This is a genomic window from Falsiroseomonas sp. CW058 (genome assembly GCF_050563535.1).
In the GTDB taxonomy this organism is placed as follows: domain Bacteria; phylum Pseudomonadota; class Alphaproteobacteria; order Acetobacterales; family Acetobacteraceae; genus Falsiroseomonas.
This window is the reverse complement of record NZ_JBNXUO010000013.1, coordinates 92,949-109,252: the sequence shown is the minus strand read 5'-3', so window position 1 is coordinate 109,252 and position 16,304 is coordinate 92,949. Positions and strand designations below refer to the sequence as shown.

21 protein-coding genes are annotated in these 16,304 nt (G+C 75.3%); 13 read left to right on the top strand and 8 right to left on the bottom strand.

Going from position 1 to position 16,304, the window contains the following annotated elements:
• Positions 1-4: 4 nt before the first annotated feature.
• The 4 genes from ACK8OX_RS12710 to ACK8OX_RS12695 all read right to left on the bottom strand — a co-directional run bounded on the left by ACK8OX_RS12710 (position 5) and on the right by ACK8OX_RS12695 (position 4,108).
• Complete coding sequence (locus ACK8OX_RS12710; RefSeq protein ID WP_430664485.1) at positions 5-523, bottom strand: TspO/MBR family protein; 519 nt, start codon at positions 521-523, stop codon at positions 5-7.
• A 69-nt stretch (positions 524-592) separates the two neighbouring features.
• Complete coding sequence (locus ACK8OX_RS12705; protein WP_430664484.1) at positions 593-2,671, bottom strand: methyl-accepting chemotaxis protein; 2,079 nt, start codon at positions 2,669-2,671, stop codon at positions 593-595.
• A 65-nt stretch (positions 2,672-2,736) separates the two neighbouring features.
• On the bottom strand, positions 2,737-3,489 hold the full coding sequence (locus ACK8OX_RS12700) for a lytic transglycosylase domain-containing protein (protein ID WP_430664483.1): 753 nt from the start codon (positions 3,487-3,489) through the stop codon (positions 2,737-2,739).
• Between the two features lie 40 nt (positions 3,490-3,529).
• Entirely contained in the window at positions 3,530-4,108 is a 579-nt protein-coding gene (locus ACK8OX_RS12695; RefSeq protein ID WP_430664482.1) for a hypothetical protein, read from the bottom strand.
• Positions 4,109-4,226: 118 nt separating this feature from the next.
• Here ACK8OX_RS12695 and mmsB point away from each other — a divergent pair, with 118 nt between their 5' ends.
• Positions 4,227-5,102, top strand: coding sequence for a 3-hydroxyisobutyrate dehydrogenase (gene mmsB, locus ACK8OX_RS12690; protein ID WP_430664481.1), 876 nt, complete (start codon positions 4,227-4,229; stop codon positions 5,100-5,102).
• Between the two features lie 9 nt (positions 5,103-5,111).
• Here mmsB and ACK8OX_RS12685 read toward each other — a convergent pair whose 3' ends face one another.
• A complete protein-coding gene (locus ACK8OX_RS12685) occupies positions 5,112-5,819 on the bottom strand; it encodes an SDR family oxidoreductase (RefSeq protein WP_430664480.1) in 708 nt (235 codons plus the stop codon).
• 131 nt (positions 5,820-5,950) lie between these two features.
• Between ACK8OX_RS12685 and ACK8OX_RS12680 the strand changes: the two genes are divergently transcribed.
• Positions 5,951-6,388, top strand: a complete 438-nt coding sequence (locus tag ACK8OX_RS12680; protein WP_430664479.1) for a DUF6525 family protein — start codon at positions 5,951-5,953, stop codon at positions 6,386-6,388.
• Between the two features lie 39 nt (positions 6,389-6,427).
• Here the strand turns inward: ACK8OX_RS12680 and ACK8OX_RS12675 are convergent, their stop codons facing one another.
• Genes ACK8OX_RS12675 through ACK8OX_RS12665 form a run of 3 tightly spaced genes read right to left on the bottom strand, consistent with a single transcriptional unit; the run spans position 6,428 to position 8,950 of the window.
• A complete protein-coding gene (locus tag ACK8OX_RS12675; RefSeq protein WP_430664478.1) occupies positions 6,428-7,687 on the bottom strand; it encodes a DNA polymerase IV in 1,260 nt (419 codons plus the stop codon).
• 1 nt (position 7,688) lies between these two features.
• Positions 7,689-8,078, bottom strand: coding sequence for a hypothetical protein (locus ACK8OX_RS12670; protein WP_430664476.1), 390 nt, complete (start codon positions 8,076-8,078; stop codon positions 7,689-7,691).
• Complete coding sequence (locus tag ACK8OX_RS12665; protein WP_430664474.1) at positions 8,075-8,950, bottom strand: ROK family protein; 876 nt, start codon at positions 8,948-8,950, stop codon at positions 8,075-8,077. Before ACK8OX_RS12665 ends, ACK8OX_RS12670 begins: the two co-directional genes overlap by 4 nt.
• A gap of 77 nt (positions 8,951-9,027) precedes the next feature.
• On the opposite strand from ACK8OX_RS12665, the gene ACK8OX_RS12660 reads away from it, so the two are divergent.
• The 11 genes from ACK8OX_RS12660 to ACK8OX_RS12610 all read left to right on the top strand — a co-directional run bounded on the left by ACK8OX_RS12660 (position 9,028) and on the right by ACK8OX_RS12610 (position 16,301).
• Positions 9,028-9,267, top strand: coding sequence for a sulfurtransferase TusA family protein (locus ACK8OX_RS12660; RefSeq protein ID WP_430664472.1), 240 nt, complete (start codon positions 9,028-9,030; stop codon positions 9,265-9,267).
• Positions 9,264-10,193 (top strand): histone deacetylase family protein, encoded by a 930-nt coding sequence (locus ACK8OX_RS12655; protein WP_430664470.1) that lies wholly within the window; start codon positions 9,264-9,266, stop codon positions 10,191-10,193. The genes ACK8OX_RS12660 and ACK8OX_RS12655 overlap by 4 nt, the downstream gene beginning before the upstream one ends.
• A gap of 67 nt (positions 10,194-10,260) precedes the next feature.
• Positions 10,261-10,461 carry a heavy-metal-associated domain-containing protein gene (locus ACK8OX_RS12650; protein ID WP_430664468.1) on the top strand — a complete coding sequence of 67 codons (201 nt, stop codon included), beginning with the start codon at positions 10,261-10,263 and terminating at the stop codon, positions 10,459-10,461.
• 87 nt (positions 10,462-10,548) lie between these two features.
• On the top strand, positions 10,549-11,385 hold the full coding sequence (locus tag ACK8OX_RS12645) for an urease accessory protein UreD (RefSeq protein WP_430664466.1): 837 nt from the start codon (positions 10,549-10,551) through the stop codon (positions 11,383-11,385).
• 40 nt (positions 11,386-11,425) lie between these two features.
• Entirely contained in the window at positions 11,426-11,728 is a 303-nt protein-coding gene (locus tag ACK8OX_RS12640; protein ID WP_430664464.1) for an urease subunit gamma, read from the top strand.
• A 148-nt stretch (positions 11,729-11,876) separates the two neighbouring features.
• Positions 11,877-12,182 (top strand): urease subunit beta, encoded by a 306-nt coding sequence (locus tag ACK8OX_RS12635; protein ID WP_430664463.1) that lies wholly within the window; start codon positions 11,877-11,879, stop codon positions 12,180-12,182.
• On the top strand, positions 12,182-13,891 hold the full coding sequence (gene ureC / locus ACK8OX_RS12630; RefSeq protein WP_430664462.1) for an urease subunit alpha: 1,710 nt from the start codon (positions 12,182-12,184) through the stop codon (positions 13,889-13,891). The genes ACK8OX_RS12635 and ureC overlap by 1 nt, the downstream gene beginning before the upstream one ends.
• Positions 13,892-13,899: 8 nt before the next feature.
• The gene (locus ACK8OX_RS12625; RefSeq protein ID WP_430664461.1) at positions 13,900-14,433 is read left to right on the top strand and encodes an urease accessory protein UreE; all 534 of its coding nucleotides are present in this window, start codon (positions 13,900-13,902) and stop codon (positions 14,431-14,433) included.
• Positions 14,405-15,109, top strand: a complete 705-nt coding sequence (locus ACK8OX_RS12620) for an urease accessory protein UreF (RefSeq protein WP_430664460.1) — start codon at positions 14,405-14,407, stop codon at positions 15,107-15,109. Before ACK8OX_RS12625 ends, ACK8OX_RS12620 begins: the two co-directional genes overlap by 29 nt.
• Complete coding sequence (gene ureG / locus ACK8OX_RS12615; protein ID WP_430664459.1) at positions 15,106-15,732, top strand: urease accessory protein UreG; 627 nt, start codon at positions 15,106-15,108, stop codon at positions 15,730-15,732. The genes ACK8OX_RS12620 and ureG overlap by 4 nt, the downstream gene beginning before the upstream one ends.
• On the top strand, positions 15,729-16,301 hold the full coding sequence (locus ACK8OX_RS12610) for a HupE/UreJ family protein (RefSeq protein WP_430664458.1): 573 nt from the start codon (positions 15,729-15,731) through the stop codon (positions 16,299-16,301). The genes ureG and ACK8OX_RS12610 overlap by 4 nt, the downstream gene beginning before the upstream one ends.
• Positions 16,302-16,304: the final 3 nt, after the last annotated feature.

Sequence of the window (16,304 nt, the reverse complement as noted above, 5' to 3'; positions counted from 1 at the left end):
CCGGTCAGCGCGCGATGCGCCGCTGCGGCGCCTTGATCTCCGCCGCGGTGATCACCGGATGCGGCCCGGGGTTGCGGCGCCACATGGACCAGTTCAGCACGCAGGCGAAGCTGACCCAGGCAAGGTAGGGCACCATCAGCCAGGCTGCGGCGGGCGAGACGGGGGCGAAGGCCAGGATGCAGCCGAGGATGGAGGCCCAGAGCGCCACCGCCTCGGCGAAGGCGAGGCCGAGCCGGCGGATGCCGAAGAACAGCACCGACCAGGCCGCGTTCAGCGCCAGCTGCAGCCACCACAGCCACAGCGGCGGCCCGAAGCCGTCGGCGCGCCAGACCAGCCAGGCCGCGACGGCGATCATGACGTAGAGCACCGACCACGCCACCGGGAACAGCCAGTCCGGCGGCAGCCAGGACGGGCGGTCGAGCCGGTCGTACCAGGCCCCGGGCTTGAACAGCGCCCCTGTCGTCGCCGCCGCGAAGCAGGCGCCGAGGAAGCCGACCAGGGCGAAGACCGCGTTCCAATCCATCCCGCCTAGATGGGCGCCCGCGGCGGCCATGTCCATCGCGAAGCGGCGCGGCCCCCCCGCGGGGCCGCCTCAGGCCGCGCGCGCCGGGTCCTGCATGGCCGACAGCAGGGTCCGGCGCAACTCGGTCACGGCGTCCTCCGCCTGGCGGGTCTCGGCGCGCACCTCCTCGATGCGCCGGCTCGCCGCCGTCGTCTCGCGCGCCACCGCGGCGATGCGCTCCGTCACCTCGCGCGAGCTGCCGGTGGTGCGGCCGATCACGCCGGCAATCTCCCTCGTGGTGGCGGCCTGCTGTTCCACCGCGCCGGCGATGGCGCCCGCGGCGGCGTTCACCTCCGCCACCGCGCCGGCGATGCGCTCCACCGCATCCGTCGCCTCCCGCGTCGCGGTGGTCACGGCGGCGATCTGGCGGGCGATGTCCTCGGTGGCGCGGGCGGTGGTCTGGGCGAGTTCCTTGACCTCCCCCGCCACCACGGCGAAGCCCTTGCCGGCTTCGCCCGCGCGCGCCGCCTCGATGGTGGCGTTGAGGGCGAGGAGGTTGGTGCGGGACGCGACATCGGCGATCAGCGCGGCGGCGCCGCCGATGCGCCCGACCGCCTCGGACAGGCCATGGATGGTGGCGCTGCCCTGCGTGCCGAGCACCGCAGCCCCGCGTGCGGCCTGCGCGGTGGTCTGCACCTGGCGCGAGATCTCCTCGACCGAGGCGGAGAGCTCCACCGTCGCGGCGGAGACCGACTGCGCGGCCGTCAGCGATTCCTCCGCCGCCGCCGCGACCGACCCGCCGTCGCGCGCGATGGAATCGGCCGAGCCCGCGATGGCGTCGGCGCCGAGGCGCAGCGCGTGCATCCGCGCCACCACGCGCTCCACCCCCGCGCGCACCTCGGTGTCCACGCGGTCGGCCACCGCCCGCAGCGCGGCCGCGCGCTCGTTCTCCGCCGTGAGACGGGCCGCGGCGGCGGCGGCATCGGCTTCCCGCGCGGCGCGCGCGGCAAGGCGGAAGCCCTCGGCGGCGGCCAGCAGCGCGTCCACCTCGTCCGCACGGCGGCCGGCGCGCTGCGGGATCGGCTCCTCCAGCCCGCCCTGGGCCACGCGCTGCAACGCGGTGACGGCGCGCTTCAGCGGCAGGATCACGCGGCGGCCGACCAGCAGCACCGCCCCGGCCACCACCGCCGCGGCCGCCAGCAGGCCGAGCCCGGCCAGCAGCAGCGCGCGCCGGTGCGCCGCTTCCCGCGCCGCGCCCGCGGCGGCCAGCGCGTGGCTCGCGGCGCGTTCCGCGGCGATCACCGCCCCGATCGCGCGGGTGGTGGCGGCGAACCATTCGGCGGGCGCCATCGGATAGGGCGCGCCGGCTTCCGCCGCGGCCTGCAGCGCGCGGCGCGGTGCCGCGACCCCCTCGCGCCAGGCGGCCTCGGCCGCCCGCACGGGCCCTGCCACCTCGGCCGGCAGGGTGGCGGCCAGCGCGGCGGCGCGTGCCAGCCCGAGATCGCCGCGCGCGGCGAAGCCGCCGAGGCTGCGCCACTCGGCGGGCGTCGGCGCTCGGCCGGCGGCGAGGATGCCGTTGGTCAGGCCGCGTTCCCGCCCGCCCTGCTCGGCCACTTCCGCCAGGGCGGCGCGAAGCTCCGCGAGCTTCGCCGCATCCTCCCCGCTGCCGCGCAGCGCGACGTCGATGGCGAGCCGCAGCGCCGCCGCGCCGTCGATCTGCGCCGTGGCGGCGGCGAACCAGGCGGGCGGGGCGGGCGGCGCCGCCCCGGCATCGAAGGCGGCGCGCAGGGCGGCGGTGGCGGCGCGGAGGCCGGCCACCGCCTCCCGCATCCGCACGACGCCGGCATCGCGCAGCAGCGCCGGGTCCGCGGCCAGCGCGCCGAGCGCGGCGTCCAGCGCCGCCTCCCCCTCCCGCCGGGCGGCCAGCGCGGCCTGCCGCGCGGCGGGGGTGGCGGCGCCGGGGGCGGCGAGCAGGCCGTTGGTGGTCCCGCGTTCCAGCGCGAAGGCGACCTCGGCTTCCAGCAGGCGAGTGACGATCGCCTCGGCGCGGCCCTGCGCCGCGGCGGCCGACAGGCCCTCCCAGGCGTCGAGGCCCTGCCGCGCCACCAGGCCGATCAGCACGGCCCCCAGCAGCAGCAGGGGCAGAAGGATGCGGGTGCGAAGGGACATGGGCGGCTCCACGCGGTCTTGGCGGTCGTTCGGTGCCGTGGTCGCACCTGAAGGTTGTCGTCGGGCTAACGGCGGCCCAGCGCGGCGAGCGTCCCGAGGGTGGAGCGCGCCGCGATCGGCACCGGCAGGCTGCGATAGGCGTCGAGCCCCCGCCCCGTCGGGCCGCCGGTCGCGGGCAGGGCGGCCGCGCGGTCCGCCCCGTTGGACAGGAAACCCCCACCGCCGCCCGGCGCCGCGGCCAGCGCGGTGCGCGGCAGGGGCGGCGGCAGGGGCGGCGGCAGGGGCGGGTGCGGCCGCTGCTGTTCCTCCGCCCAGGCGGCCATGACGCGGGCGCGGTAGGGTTCGGCGAGGTCCGGCGTCGCGGAGTGGTAGGCGCTGGCGGCGCGCGCCCAGTCGTTGCGGGCGGCCTGCAGCTCGGACAGGAAGCGCGCCGCGTAGCGGGCATTGGTGAGCGGGTCGAAGGCGTCCTCCAGGCTGGCGAAGGCGGCCGGGTGGTGGCGCAGGTTCACCTGCATGCAGCCCACGTCGATGGACCGCACCCCCCGGGCCTGAAGTGCCTGCACCTCGGCGATGGCTGCCGCCCGGGTGGGAAAGTATTGCCCGCGACCCTCGGCGTTGATGGTCCAGGGCCAGGGGTGGACGGCGCCGCTGTCCGGGTCGCGCCGGCCGGATTCGACGCGGCCGATGGCCATCAGCAGCTGCGCGGGGATCCCGGCCTCCCGCTCCGCCGCCTGGATGGCGGCGCGGCACAGCCGGCCGGGCTCGGCCAGCGCCGGGGCGGCGAGGAGGAGCAGGAGCAGGAGGAGAAGGGGGCGCATGGCCCCGGCCTGGCGCAAGCGCCATGCCAGGGCGGCGCTGCTACGGCGCCGGGGCGGCTTCGGAGGCCGGGGCCGGCGGCGCGGCGGCCGGGGGCGGCGCGTCCGGCGCGGTATCGGCCGGCGCGGGCACCGTGGCGGCCGGCGCGGGCGCGGTGCCGGCCGGGACGGGCGCGGTGTAGTCCGGCACGATCCGCGCCTGGGTGCCGCCGATCACCAGCACCCGCGCCCCGATCTCGAGCGGGGTCCGGTCCCGCTGCGTCACCGAGACGAGGTCGTTGTTCGCCATCCGCACGATGTATTCGGAGGCGGTGGTGTCGCCCGCCACGCGCTCCGCCGCCGAGCCGAACAGGCCGCCCACCAGCGCCCCGCCCACCGCGCCGATGGCGCCCGCCATGTTCCCGCCCGGTGCCTGGGACCCGATGATGCCGCCCGCCGCGCCGCCGGTGGCCGCGCCGGTCGCGCCCTCGGCCTGCACGGTGACGTCGCGGCGGCCGATGACGGTGCCCTGGTCGACGCGGTTCATCTGCTGCACCGCGCGCGTGGCGTAGGCATCGGGCGAATAGCGCGGGCCGCAGGCCAGCAGGAGGAGCGGCAGGAGGAGGGTGGGAGCGGCACGCATGGCGCCCGTCCCATAGGGGAGGCCGCCGCCCCGCGCCACCCGCGATCTCCGCATGGCCCCGCCCTTGCCGCGTCGCACCTCCTCCGATTGGATGATCCCGCGGCAGGAGGATGGCGCCATGGCACGGATCGGCTTCGTCGGGCTCGGCAACATGGGCGGGCCGATGGCCCGCAACCTGGTGAAGGCCGGGCACGAGGTGGCGGTCTTCGACATCGTGCCGGAGCTGGTGGCGCGCTGCGCCGGCGCGCGCCCGGCCGCCAGCGCGGCGGAAGCCGCGCGGGGGGCGGAATTCGTGCTGACCATGCTGCCCGCCGGGGCGCAGGTGCGCGACGCCTGGCTCGGCGCCGGCGGCATGGCGGCGGCGAGCGCGGCCGAGGCCGTGCTGGTCGACTGCTCCACCATCGATGTCGCCACCGCGCGGGAGGTGGCCGCGGGCAGCGGCCGCGCCTTCCTGGACGCCCCCGTCTCAGGCGGCGTCATGGGGGCGGAAGGCGCGACGCTGACCTTCATGGTGGGCGGCGAGGAGGCGGCCTTCGCCCGCGCCGAGCCGGTGCTGCGGCAGATGGGCCGCGCCGCGATCCATTGCGGCAGGGCGGGGGCGGGGCAGGCGGCCAAGGCCTGCAACAACATGATCCTGGCCGCGACGATGATCGCGACCTGCGAGGCCTTCGTGCTGGCCGAGAAGCTCGGCCTGTCGCATCAGGCGCTGTTCGAGGTGGCCTCGAAATCCTCCGGCCAGTCCTGGAGCCTGACGACATACTGCCCCGTCCCCGGCCCGGTGCCCGGCAGCCCCGCGAACCGGGACTACGCGCCGGGCTTCGCGGCGGGGCTGATGCTGAAGGACCTGGGCCTTGCGGCGGAGGCGGCGGCGGCGACCGGCGCGGCGACGCCGATGGGCGCGCAGGCGCTGGCGCTGTACCGCGACTTCGTGGCGGCGGGCGGCGGCGGCACCGATTTCTCCGGCATCATCCGGATGCTGCGGGAAGGGGCGTAGCGCGGCGGCCTATTCCGCGTAGATCATCTTCCGCGTCATCCCGCCGTCGCTCACGAACTCCGCGCCGGTGACGAAGCCGCTCTCCGGCCCGACGAGCCAGGCGACGAGGGCGGCGATGTCCTCCGGCCGGCCGACGCGGCCGGCGGGGTGCTGGGCGTGGTCCTCCGGCCGCAGGGGCTCCCCTGCCACGTCGATCCAGCCGGGGCTGACGCAGTTGGCCCGCACATCGGGGCCGAGGCTGACCGCCAGCGCATGGGTCAGCGCGACGAGGCCGCCCTTGGAGGCGGCATAGCTTTCGGTGTGCCGTTCCGACTGCCGGGCGCGGGTGGAGGCGATGGTGACGATGGCGCCGCGCGCCGCGCGCAGCATCGCCTCCGCCTCCCGCGCCAGCAGGAAGGTGGCGGTGAGGTTGGTGGCGAGGACGGAGGACCATTCGGCCAGCGCCAGGTCGCGGAGCGGCTTGCGGGCCATGATGCCGGCATTGGAGACGAGGGCGTCGAGCCGCCCTTCCCGCGCCGCGACGCCCGCGACCAGCGCCCGGACCTGCGCCTCCTCCGCCACATCGGCCGCGACGGGGCGCGCCGTCAGGTCGCGCGGCGGCGCCGCGCGGTCCGCCGCGACGACGCGCCAGCCGTCACGGGCGAGGCGCCGCGCGATGGCAAGGCCGATGCCATGGGCGGCGCCGGTGACGAGGGCGACGGGGGCGGGGTCCGGCATGCTGTCCTCCTGCGCGGCGGGAGCGTGCGCGGGAGGGGCGGGGTTCCGGGCGGGAAGGTGGCGCAGGTGCCGGGCACCCGGCATCCCGCGCCACGGTTTCCCCGGCGGCTGCCCGTCGGTAGAAGGCGGGCATGGACAACAGCATGGCCACCCGGCCCTACAGCAGGCTCAAGGGCGATCCCTACCGCGCCTATGAGGAACTTCCGGCCGAGGTACGCAAGGCCCTGCAGGAAGCCTTGGTGGACTGGTGTCCCCTGCGCGCCCGCGAATGGCACCTCGACCTGCTGCGCCGGCAGCGGCTTCGACCGGCGCAGGCGGCGTCCTTCCTCGTCGAGACCATCCGCAGGCAGGACCACGCCGAAGTCGCGGCCTTCTCCAGGACATGGGCGAAGGGCGCGCAGGCCTATCCGCACCTCGCCGCCGGCGCGACGCTGCAACGCTATGAGGGCATGGAGGGCATCCCCGCGCCCCGGCCCGTGGTCGTCGCCCTGCCAGCAACCCGGCCCGGGACGAAGCCCAAGACCAAGACCAAGCCCAAGCGCCTGGCGGGCCGCCGCGCCCGGCGCTGAGCGCGGAGCGGCAGCGGCCGGGTTCCCGCCCCCGCCGCATCACCCCTTCCGCGCCAACCCCCGCCCGGCCACCACCGCCGCCGCGCCGAAGCGCGCCCGCAGCTTCTCCACCGCTTCCCACTTCGCCGCGCGCCGCCCCGCATCGGGGTCCGCCAGGTCCGGAAGGTCGGCATCCGTGCCGGGGGCGAGCGGTTGGGCGCCGATGCCGATGAGGCGGAAGGCGGGGCCGGTCGCCTCCTTCGCCAGCATCGGCCGGGCGGCGCGGAACAGGGTCTCGGGCAGGGAAGTGGGGCGGGCGAGGCGGGCGGTGCGGGTGCGGGTCTCGAAGCCCGCGGTCTTCAGCTTCAGCACCACGCCAGCGGCGGCGAAGCCCTTCTCCCGCAGGCGGCGCGCCAGCTTCTCGCACAGGTGCCACAGCGGCACCTCAAGGTCGGGCAGGGTGCGGAGGTCGGCGTCGAAGGTGGTCTCGGCGGAGATGCTCTTCGTCTCGCGCTCGGGGCTGACGCGGCGCGTGTCCTCCCCGCGGGCGCGGGCGGCCAGGGCGGGGCCGTCCTCGCCGAAGCGGCGCGCGGCCTCCCGCGCCTCCAGCGCGGCAAGCTGGCCGAGGCGCGTGAAGCCGGCGGCGTGCAGCTTCCGCGCCAGCGCCGGGCCGATGCCGGGCAGCACGGTGACGGGCTGGTCGGCCAGCCATTGCGCGGCCTCGGCCCCGGTCACGGCGAAGCCGCGGGGCTTGTCGCGTTCCGCCGTCAGCTTCGCCAGCAGGCGGTTGGGCGCGAGGCCGATGGAGACGGTGATGCCGACCTCGCGCTCCACCGCGCGGGCGAAGCGGGCCAGCACCACGGCGGGCGGGGCGCGGTGCAGCGCCTCGGTCCCCGCCAGGTCGAGCACGGCCTCGTCGATCGACAGCGGCTGCACCAGGGGCGTCAGCGCCTCCATCAGCGCGCGCACCTGCCGCGCGGCGGCGGCGTATTTCGCCATCTCCGGCTTGATCACCACCGCATCGGGGCAGAGCGCGAGCGCCTTGAACATCGGCATGGCGCTGCGCACGCCGCGGGTGCGGGCGATGTAGCAGGCCGCCGAGACGACGCCGCGCCGCCCGCCGCCGACGATGACGGGCTTCGTCAGCAGCTCCGGCCGGTCGCGCTTCTCGACGCTGGCGAAGAAGGCGTCGCAATCCACATGCGCCACCGTCAGCGCCAGCAGTTCGGGATGCGCCGCGACGCGGCGCGATCCGCAGGCGGGGCAGCGCGGGAAGGGCGCGTCCTCGATCCGGTCGCAGTCGCGGCACAGCGCGGGCATCTCAGCGCGCGCCGCGGCGCAGCAGGGGCATCAGGAAGAACAGCGCCAGCAGGCCGAGATAGATGCGCCCGTCGGGGCTGCGCGGCCGTTCCAGCCAGAAGCCGGGGCCGCGCCCGAACAGCAGCATGCCCAGCAGCGTCTCCGCCAGCACCAGCAGCACCAGCCCGACCGCGCCCATCAGCAGCCGCGGGCCCGGGGCGGGCGGCACGCCGAACAGCCGCGCGACCCAGGGGGCCAGCAGCACCATCGCGGCCGTCATCGGCACCGCCTCCACCAGCACCGCCAGGGTGGGGCCGAGCCGCGGTTCCAGCAGCAGGATGCGGACCGGGCCGAGCAGGAAGCCGAGCCCGAACATCACCGCGAACCACAACGCCCCCGCGCCGAGGATCACGGCCAGAGCCGCGCGGCGCCGAGCACGCCGGAACTGTCCCCGTGCCGCGCGCGCAGCACCGGGGTGGAACACGCGTCGGAGAAGACGTGGCGCGGGATCAGCCGCGGCAGCGCCTCGTACAGGTGGTCCATGTTGGACAGGCCGCCGCCGAGCACGATGGCATCCGGGTCCACCAGGTTCACCACCGCCGCCAGCGCCCGCGCCAGGCGGTCCGCATGGCGGTCCAGCGCCGCCCGCGCGGCCGCATCCCCGGCCGCGGCGCGGGCGGGCAGGGGGCTGGCGTCGCGCGCGCCGGGACCATCCGCATCGGCCGCAAGGGCGGGGCCGCAGAGGAAGGCCTCGATGCAGCCGCGCTGGCCGCACCAGCAGCGCGGGCCCGGATGTTCCTCCGCCGTCATCCAGGGCAGGGGGTTGTGGCCCCATTCGCCGGCCACACGGTTGCGCCCCTCCACGATGCGGCCGTTCACCACGAGCCCGCCGCCGACCCCGGTGCCGAGGATGACGGCGAAGCCCGAGGCGCCGTCGGCGAATTCCGACAGCGCCAGGCAGTTCGCGTCGTTGGACAGGCGCACGGGGCGGCCGAGCCGCGCCTCGAGGTCGGCGCCGAGCGGCTGTCCGTTCAGGAAGGTGGAATTGGCGCCGCGCACCCGGCGCGTCACGGGGTTCTCGCTGCCGGGGATGCCGATGCCGACCGTGGCGGGGGCGCCGATCTCGGCTTCCGCACCTTCCACCAGGCGGGCGATGGCCTCGATCGCGGCGGGATAGCCGCGCGGCGTCGCGACGCGGCGGCGCAGGCGGGGCGCGCCCGCGGGGTCGAGGGCCGCCACCTCGATCTTGGTGCCGCCGAGGTCGATGCCGATGCGCCAGGACATGGGCGGAAGATGGCCCGCGCGGGTGCGCGCCGGCAAGCGGCTTGCCCCGCGGCGCGGCGGGTGCTGCATTGGCGGGCATGGGAGATACGCTGCTCGACGTGCAGGGGCTGACCTGCCCGCTGCCCGTGCTGAAGGCCAACAAGGCGCTGCGCGGGATGAAGCCCGGCGCGCGGCTGACCGTGCTGGCGACCGACCCCGCCAGCGTGAAGGACTTCCGCGCCTATGCCGCGGAGACCGGGCATGCGCTGGTTGCCTTCAGCGAGGAGAAGGGGGTGTTCCGCTTCACGCTGAAGAAGCGGGAGGAGCCGCCGGGATGAGCGTGCTGCTGTTCACCCACCGCGCCTGCCTGCACCACGACCCCGGCCCGCACCACCCGGAATGCCCGGACCGGCTGCGCGCCGTGCTGCGCGCGCTGGACACGGAGGAGTTCTCCGACCTCATCCGGGACGAGGCGCCGCAGGCGACGGTGGAGCAGCTGGCGCGGGTGCATCCGCGCAACTACGTGGACGCCATACTCGGCATCCGGCCGGAGCCGGACGACCATGTGGCGCTGGACGGCGACACGGTGATGAACTGGGGCAGCGCGGAAGCCGCGCTGCGCGCCGCCGGCGCCGCGGTGGCGGGGGTGGATGCCGTCTGCCGGGGCGAGGTGCGGCGCGTCTTCTGCGCCACCCGCCCGCCCGGCCACCATGCCGAGCCGGGGCGGCCGATGGGCTTCTGCTTCTTCGCCAACGCCGCCGTCGCGGCGCGCCACGCGCAGGCGGAACACGGCATCGCGCGCGTCGCGGTGGTGGATTTCGACGTGCACCACGGCAACGGCACCCAGGCCTGCTTCGAGGCCGATGCCAGCCTGTTCTACGCAAGCTCCCACCAGTCCCCCTGCTATCCCGGCACGGGGGAGGCGCATGAGACCGGGGTGGGCAACATCGTCAACCTGCCGCTGCCCCCCGGCGCGGACGGCGCCGCCTTCCGCGCCGCCTGGGCCGACACGCTGCTGCCCGCGCTCGACGCCTTCGCGCCGGGGCTGCTGGTCGTCTCCGCGGGCTTCGACGCGCATGCGCGCGACCCGCTGGCGCAGCTCCGCGTGCGGGAGGGGGATTTCGGCTGGCTGACGACGGAGCTGTGCCGCCTGGCGGACCGGCATTGCGGCGGGCGGATGGTGAGCCTGCTGGAAGGCGGCTACGACCTCGACGCGCTGGCGAGTTCCACCGCGGCGCATGTCAGGGCCTTGTTGCGCGCGTGACGGGGGCCTTGACCCTCCCATGCGGGAAGCCCCCATCTGTGGGGGCGTCATCCCGAGGAGGGTCGCGATGCTGAGGTTCCACATTCCCAACATGACCTGCGGCGGCTGCGCCAAGGGCGTCACCGCCACGCTGCGGGAAGCCGCGCCGGCCGCGAAGGTCGAGATCGCGCTGGACCGGCGGGAGGTGAGCGTGGACGCCGCGGCATCCGAAGCCGCGGCGATCGAGCGCGCCCTGCGCGACGCGGGGTGGGAAGCGGCGGCGGCGTAGCACCGGCCGCACACCGCGCCTGCGGGCCCGGCGGGCGCGCCGCAGGGGCGATGTGCGGCTGGCACGGGCCGTGCAAGGTTGCGCGCGATGCTGCGCGACGACGCCCCCAGCCCGCCTTCGCACCAGCGCGCCGACGGGCGCGCGGACCTTGTGCTCGCGCCGGCGCCGGGCGGGTCCGCGTGGCTGCGGCACCTGTACCAGGCGGCGCCGCTGCGCTGGCTGTTCCCGGATGCCGATCCGGGCGAGCCGAAGGCCGGCGCGCTGGTGAATGTCGCGGGCGGCCTTGCGGGGGGCGACCGCGTGGCGACCACGCTCGGGCTGGAGGCGGGGGCGCGCTTCGTCGCGACGACGCCGGCGGCGGAGAAGGTCTATCGTAGCCTCGGCGCCGGGACGGAGATCGCCTGCGGCCTGCGGGTGGAGGATGACGCCTGCTGCGAATGGCTGCCGCAGGAGACGATCCTGTTCGACGGCGCAAGGCTGCGACGCCGCTTCGACATCGCGCTCGCGCCCGGCGCGCGGCTGCTAGCGGCGGAGATGCTGGTGCTGGGCCGTGCCGCGCATGGGGAAGCCTTCGCGCGCGGCGTGCTGATGGACCGATGGCGCGTCGCGCGCGGCGGGCGGCTGGCCTGGGCGGACGCCCTGCGGCTTGACGATCCGGCGGCGGCGCGGGATGCGCGCTTCGTGCTCAGCGGCGCGGGCGCGGTGGCGACGCTGCTGCTCGCCGCGCCGGACGCGGCCGCCCATCGCGACCGGGCGAGGGAGCTTGCCGCGGGCGCGGCCAGCCTCGTCGCGCCCGGTCTGCTGGTGGCGCGCTGGGCGGGCGAGGCGGGGGCGGTGCGTGCCGCGATCGGCGGCGCGGTGACCGTTTTGCGGGCAGATGCGCTGGGCCATCCCGCGCGGCTGCCGAGGCTCTGGCGCACGTGACGTGGCACGCGGCATGCTGGACGACGGCGAGAGGTGACGGATGAACCTGACCCCGCGTGAGAAGGACAAGCTGCTGGTCGCCATGGCGGCGGCGGTGGCGCGCCGCAGGCTGGAACGCGGCGTGAAGCTGAACCACCCGGAGGCGGTGGCCCTGATCACCGATTTCGTCGTGGAAGGCGCGCGCGACGGCCGCACGGTGGCGGAACTGATGCGCGACGGCGCGGCGGTGATCGCCCGCGGGCAGGTGATGGAGGGCGTGGCGGAGATGATCCACGAGATCCAGGTCGAGGCGACCTTCCCCGACGGCACCAAGCTCGTCACCGTGCACGAGCCGATCCGATGAGCATCCGGTCGCGAAGCACCGCAGCGGAACGCAGTGGAGCGAGGAGCGGGAGCGTGAATCGGATGGTCCCGACATCCATCCGGTCGCGAAGCACCGCAGCGGAACGCAGTGGAGCGAGGAGCGGGAGCGTGAATCGGATGATCTCCGCATGATCCCGGGCGAGCTGTTCCCCGCCGAGGGCGAGATCGAGCTGAATGCCGGCCGCCCGGTGGTGGCGCTGGAGGTGGCGAACACCGGCGACCGCCCGATCCAGGTCGGCAGCCACTACCACTTCGCGGAGACCAACCCCGCCCTTCGCTTCGACCGGGCGGCGGCGCGCGGCATGCGGCTCGACATCCCCGCGGGCACGGCGGTGCGGTTCGAGCCGGGGCAGGCGCGCAGCGTGCGGCTGATCCCCTTCGCGGGCGCCCGCGTCATCCACGGCTTCCGCGGTGAGACGGAGGGGAAGGCCTGATGCCCGCGCGCCTGTCCCGCCGCGCCTATGCCGGCATGTACGGCCCGACCACCGGCGACCGGCTGCGCCTGGCCGACACCGACCTGGTGATCGAGGTGGAGCGCGACCTGACGACCTATGGCGAGGAGGTGAAGTTCGGCGGCGGCAAGGTGATCCGCGACGGCATGGGCCAGTCGCAGGTGACGCGCGACGGCGGCGCGATGGACACCGTCGTCACCAACGCGCTGATCCTCGACCACACCGGCATCTACAAGGCCGATGTCGGCCTGCGGGATGGCCGCATCGCCGCCATCGGCAAGGCCGGCAACCCCGACACGCAACCCGCCGTCACCATCGTCATCGGCCCGGGCACCGAGATCCTGGCCGGCGAGGGGCGGATCCTGACGGCCGGCGGCATCGACCCGCACATCCACTTCATCTGCCCCCAGCAGATCGAGGAGGCGCTGGCAGCGGGCGTCACCACCATGTTCGGCGGCGGCACCGGGCCGGCGCATGGCACGCTCGCCACCACCGTCACGCCGGGGCCGTGGCACATGCAGCGGATGCTGCAGGCGGCGGAAGCCTTCCCGATGAATCTCGGCTTCCTCGGCAAGGGCAACGTGTCCCTGCCGGCGGGGCTGGAGGAGCAGGTGCTGGCCGGCGCGGCCGGCTTCAAGCTGCACGAGGACTGGGGCACCACGCCCAAGGCCATCGACAGCTGCCTGCGCGTGGCGGACGCCTTCGACGTGCAGGTGGCGATCCACACCGACACGCTGAACGAGAGCGGCTTCGTGGACGACACGATCCGCGCGGTGGGCGGCCGCGCCATCCAGGCCTTCCACACCGAAGGCGCGGGCGGCGGCCATGCGCCCGACATCCTGCGCGTGGTGGGGGAGCCGAACTTCCTGCCGAGCAGCACCAACCCGACGATGCCCTACACCCGCAACACGGTGGACGAGCATCTCGACATGCTGATGGTGTGCCACCACCTCGACCCCCGCATCCCGGAGGACGTGGCCTTCGCCGAGAGCCGCATCCGCAAGGAGACCATCGCGGCCGAGGACATCCTGCACGACATGGGCGCCATCAGCATGATGTCGTCCGACAGCCAGGCGATGGGGCGCGTGGGCGAGGTGATCCTGCGGACCTGGCAGACCGCGCACAAGATGAAGCAGCAGCGCGGCCGGCTGGCGGAGGAGACGGGCGACAACGACAATGCCCGCGTGAAGCGCTACGTCGCGAAATACACGATCAACCCCGCCATCGCGCAGGGCATCGCGGCGCATGTCGGCAGCGTGGAGGTCGGCAAGCTGGCGGACCTGGTGCTGTGGTCGCCGGCCTTCTTCGGCGCGAAGCCGGACTACGTGCTGAAATGCGGCAGCATCGCCATGGCGCCGATGGGCGACCCCAACGCCTCCATCCCGACGCCGCAGCCGGTGCATTACCGCCCGATGTTCGGCGCCTTCGGCCGCGCCGGCCTGCTCTCCTCCGTCACCTTCGTCTCGCAGGCGGGGCTCGATGCGGGGATCGCGGACCGCTTCGGGCTGACGCGGCCGCTGCTGGCGGTGCGCGGCACGCGCGGCATCGGCAAGCGCGACATGCGGCTGAACGCCGCGCTGCCGCGGATCGAGGTGGACCCCGAGACCTACGAGGTCCGCGCCGATGGCGAATTGCTGATCTGCGAACCCGCCACCGTGCTGCCGCTGGCGCAACGCTACTTCCTGTTCTGAGGACGAGAATGGACGAGAGCATCCCCCGCGCGCTGGCCGTGGTGCCCGCCGGCGACTGGCCGGCGGAACAGGCGCGCGACACGGTGACAGTGGATTTCGACGACCGCTTCCGCCGCCGCAGGCTCTACACGGCCGAAGGCGGCCTCGCCTTCCTGCTCGACCTGCCGGAGGCGCAGGTGCTGCGCGACGGCGACGGGCTGGTGCTGGCCAGCGGCGGCTATGTGCGCGTCAGGGCGGCGCCGGAGCCGCTGGTGGAGGTGACGGCGCCGACGCAGGCGCATCTGCTGCGGCTCGCCTGGCATCTCGGCAACCGGCACCTGCCGGCGGAGATCGACGGGGCGCGCATCCTGATCCGGCACGACCATGTCATCATCCGCATGCTGGAAGGGCTCGGCGCGACGCTGCGGGCGGTCGACGCCCCCTTCAACCCGGAAGGCGGCGCCTATGGCGAGCACAACCGCGCGCCGTCCCACCCGCACGGGCACCATCACCACGACCACGGCCATCACGACCATGACGGCCCCTGCGACCACCACCACTGACGCGGCCCTCGCGCGGCTGCTCGCCTGGCTGTCGCCGGCCTATCCGGTCGGCGCCTTCAGCTACAGCCACGGGCTGGAGACGGCGGTGGAGGATGGGCTGGTGGCGCGGCGCGACGACCTGGTGGCCTATGCCGAGGCCGCGCTGCTGCACGGCGCGGGCGCGGTGGATGCCGGTCTGCTGGCGCTGGCCTGGCGCGCAGCGGAAGCGGGGCAGGACGCGGCGCTGGATGCGGTGACGGAGCTTGCGGCCGCCTGGCGCGGCACGGCCGAACTCGCGCTGGAGGCCACGCAGCCGGGCGCCGCCTTCGCGCAGGTGACGCAGGCCGCCTGGCCGGAGCCGCGCTTCGCCGCCTTCGCCGCGCGCCATGCCGGGCGGCTGACCCATGCGGTGGCCTGCGGTGCGGCGGCCGGCTTCGGGGGCGTGCCGCTGCGCGCCGCCTGCTTCGCCTGGCTCGCCGCCTTCGCGGCCAACATCGTCTCGGCCGGGGTGCGGCTGGTGCCGCTCGGCCAGACCGACGGGCAGGTCGCCACCGCTGCGCTGCTGCCCGCGGTGGAGGCCGCGACCGACCGGGCGCTGGCCGTCACCGACGCGGAGGAGCTCGGCGCCGCGGCGCTTGCCATCGACATCTTCTCCATGCGTCACGAGACGCAGTACACGAGGCTGTTTCGCTCATGATGAACGGACCCTTCCGCGTCGGCGTCGGCGGCCCCGTCGGCTCCGGCAAGACGGCGCTGGTCGATCGCCTGTGCAAGCACATGCGCGAGGCCAACGAGGTGGCGGCGATCACCAACGACATCTACACGAAGGAGGATGCGGAATTCCTCACCCGCTCCGGCGCGCTCGCACCCGACCGCATCATGGGGGTGGAGACGGGCGGCTGCCCCCACACCGCGATCCGCGAGGATGCGTCGATCAACCTCGCCGCCGTGGCGGAGATGTCGCAGCGATTCCCCGGGCTCGAGATCCTGTTCATCGAGAGCGGCGGCGACAACCTGGCCGCCACCTTCAGCCCGGAACTGGCGGACCTGACGATCTACGTCATCGACGTCTCGGCGGGCGACAAGATCCCGCGCAAGGGCGGGCCGGGCATCACGCGCAGCGACCTGCTGGTGATCAACAAGATCGACCTCGCGCCCCTGGTCGGCGCCGACCTTGCCGTCATGGACCGGGACGCGCGCAGGATGCGCGGGCAGCGGCCCTTCATGTTCACCAACATGAAGGAGAACAGGGGCGTGGCGGAGATCGCCGCGTTCATCCTCAAGGCAGGCGGGCTGACATCCCGCGGGAAGGCGGCATGACGATGCGGAAGATCCTGGTTGCGGCGGCGCTGCTGGCGCCGCTGCCGGCGCTGGCCCATCCCGGCGGGGACCACCTGCACGGGCTGGCCGCCGGCTTCGCGCACCCCTTCGGCGGGCTCGACCACCTGGCGGCGATGGTGGCGGTCGGGCTCTGGGCGGGGATGGCGGGCGGGCGCGCGCGCTGGATGGCGCCGGCCGCCTTCCTCGGCGGCATGGCGGCGGGCGGCGTGCTCGGGCTGACGGGGATCGGCGTGCCGATGGTGGAGGCAGGCATCCTCGCCTCCCTCGTCGTGCTCGGCCTGATGGTTGCGGCGGCGGCCCGGCTGCCGCTGGCCGCGGCGCTGCCGCTGCTGGCGGGCTTCGGCCTGCTGCACGGCCACGCGCATGGCACGGAAGCCGCCGGCGGGGCGGTCGGCTACCTGGCGGCCATGATGGCGGCGACCGCGCTGCTGCACGGCGCGGGGCTGCTGCTGGCCTCGCCCCGGCTGGCGTCGCGCGGGCGCGTCGCGCAGCGGCTGGCGGGCGGCGCCACGGCGGCCGCGGCTGCGGTGGCGCTGCTGCCCTGGTAAGGC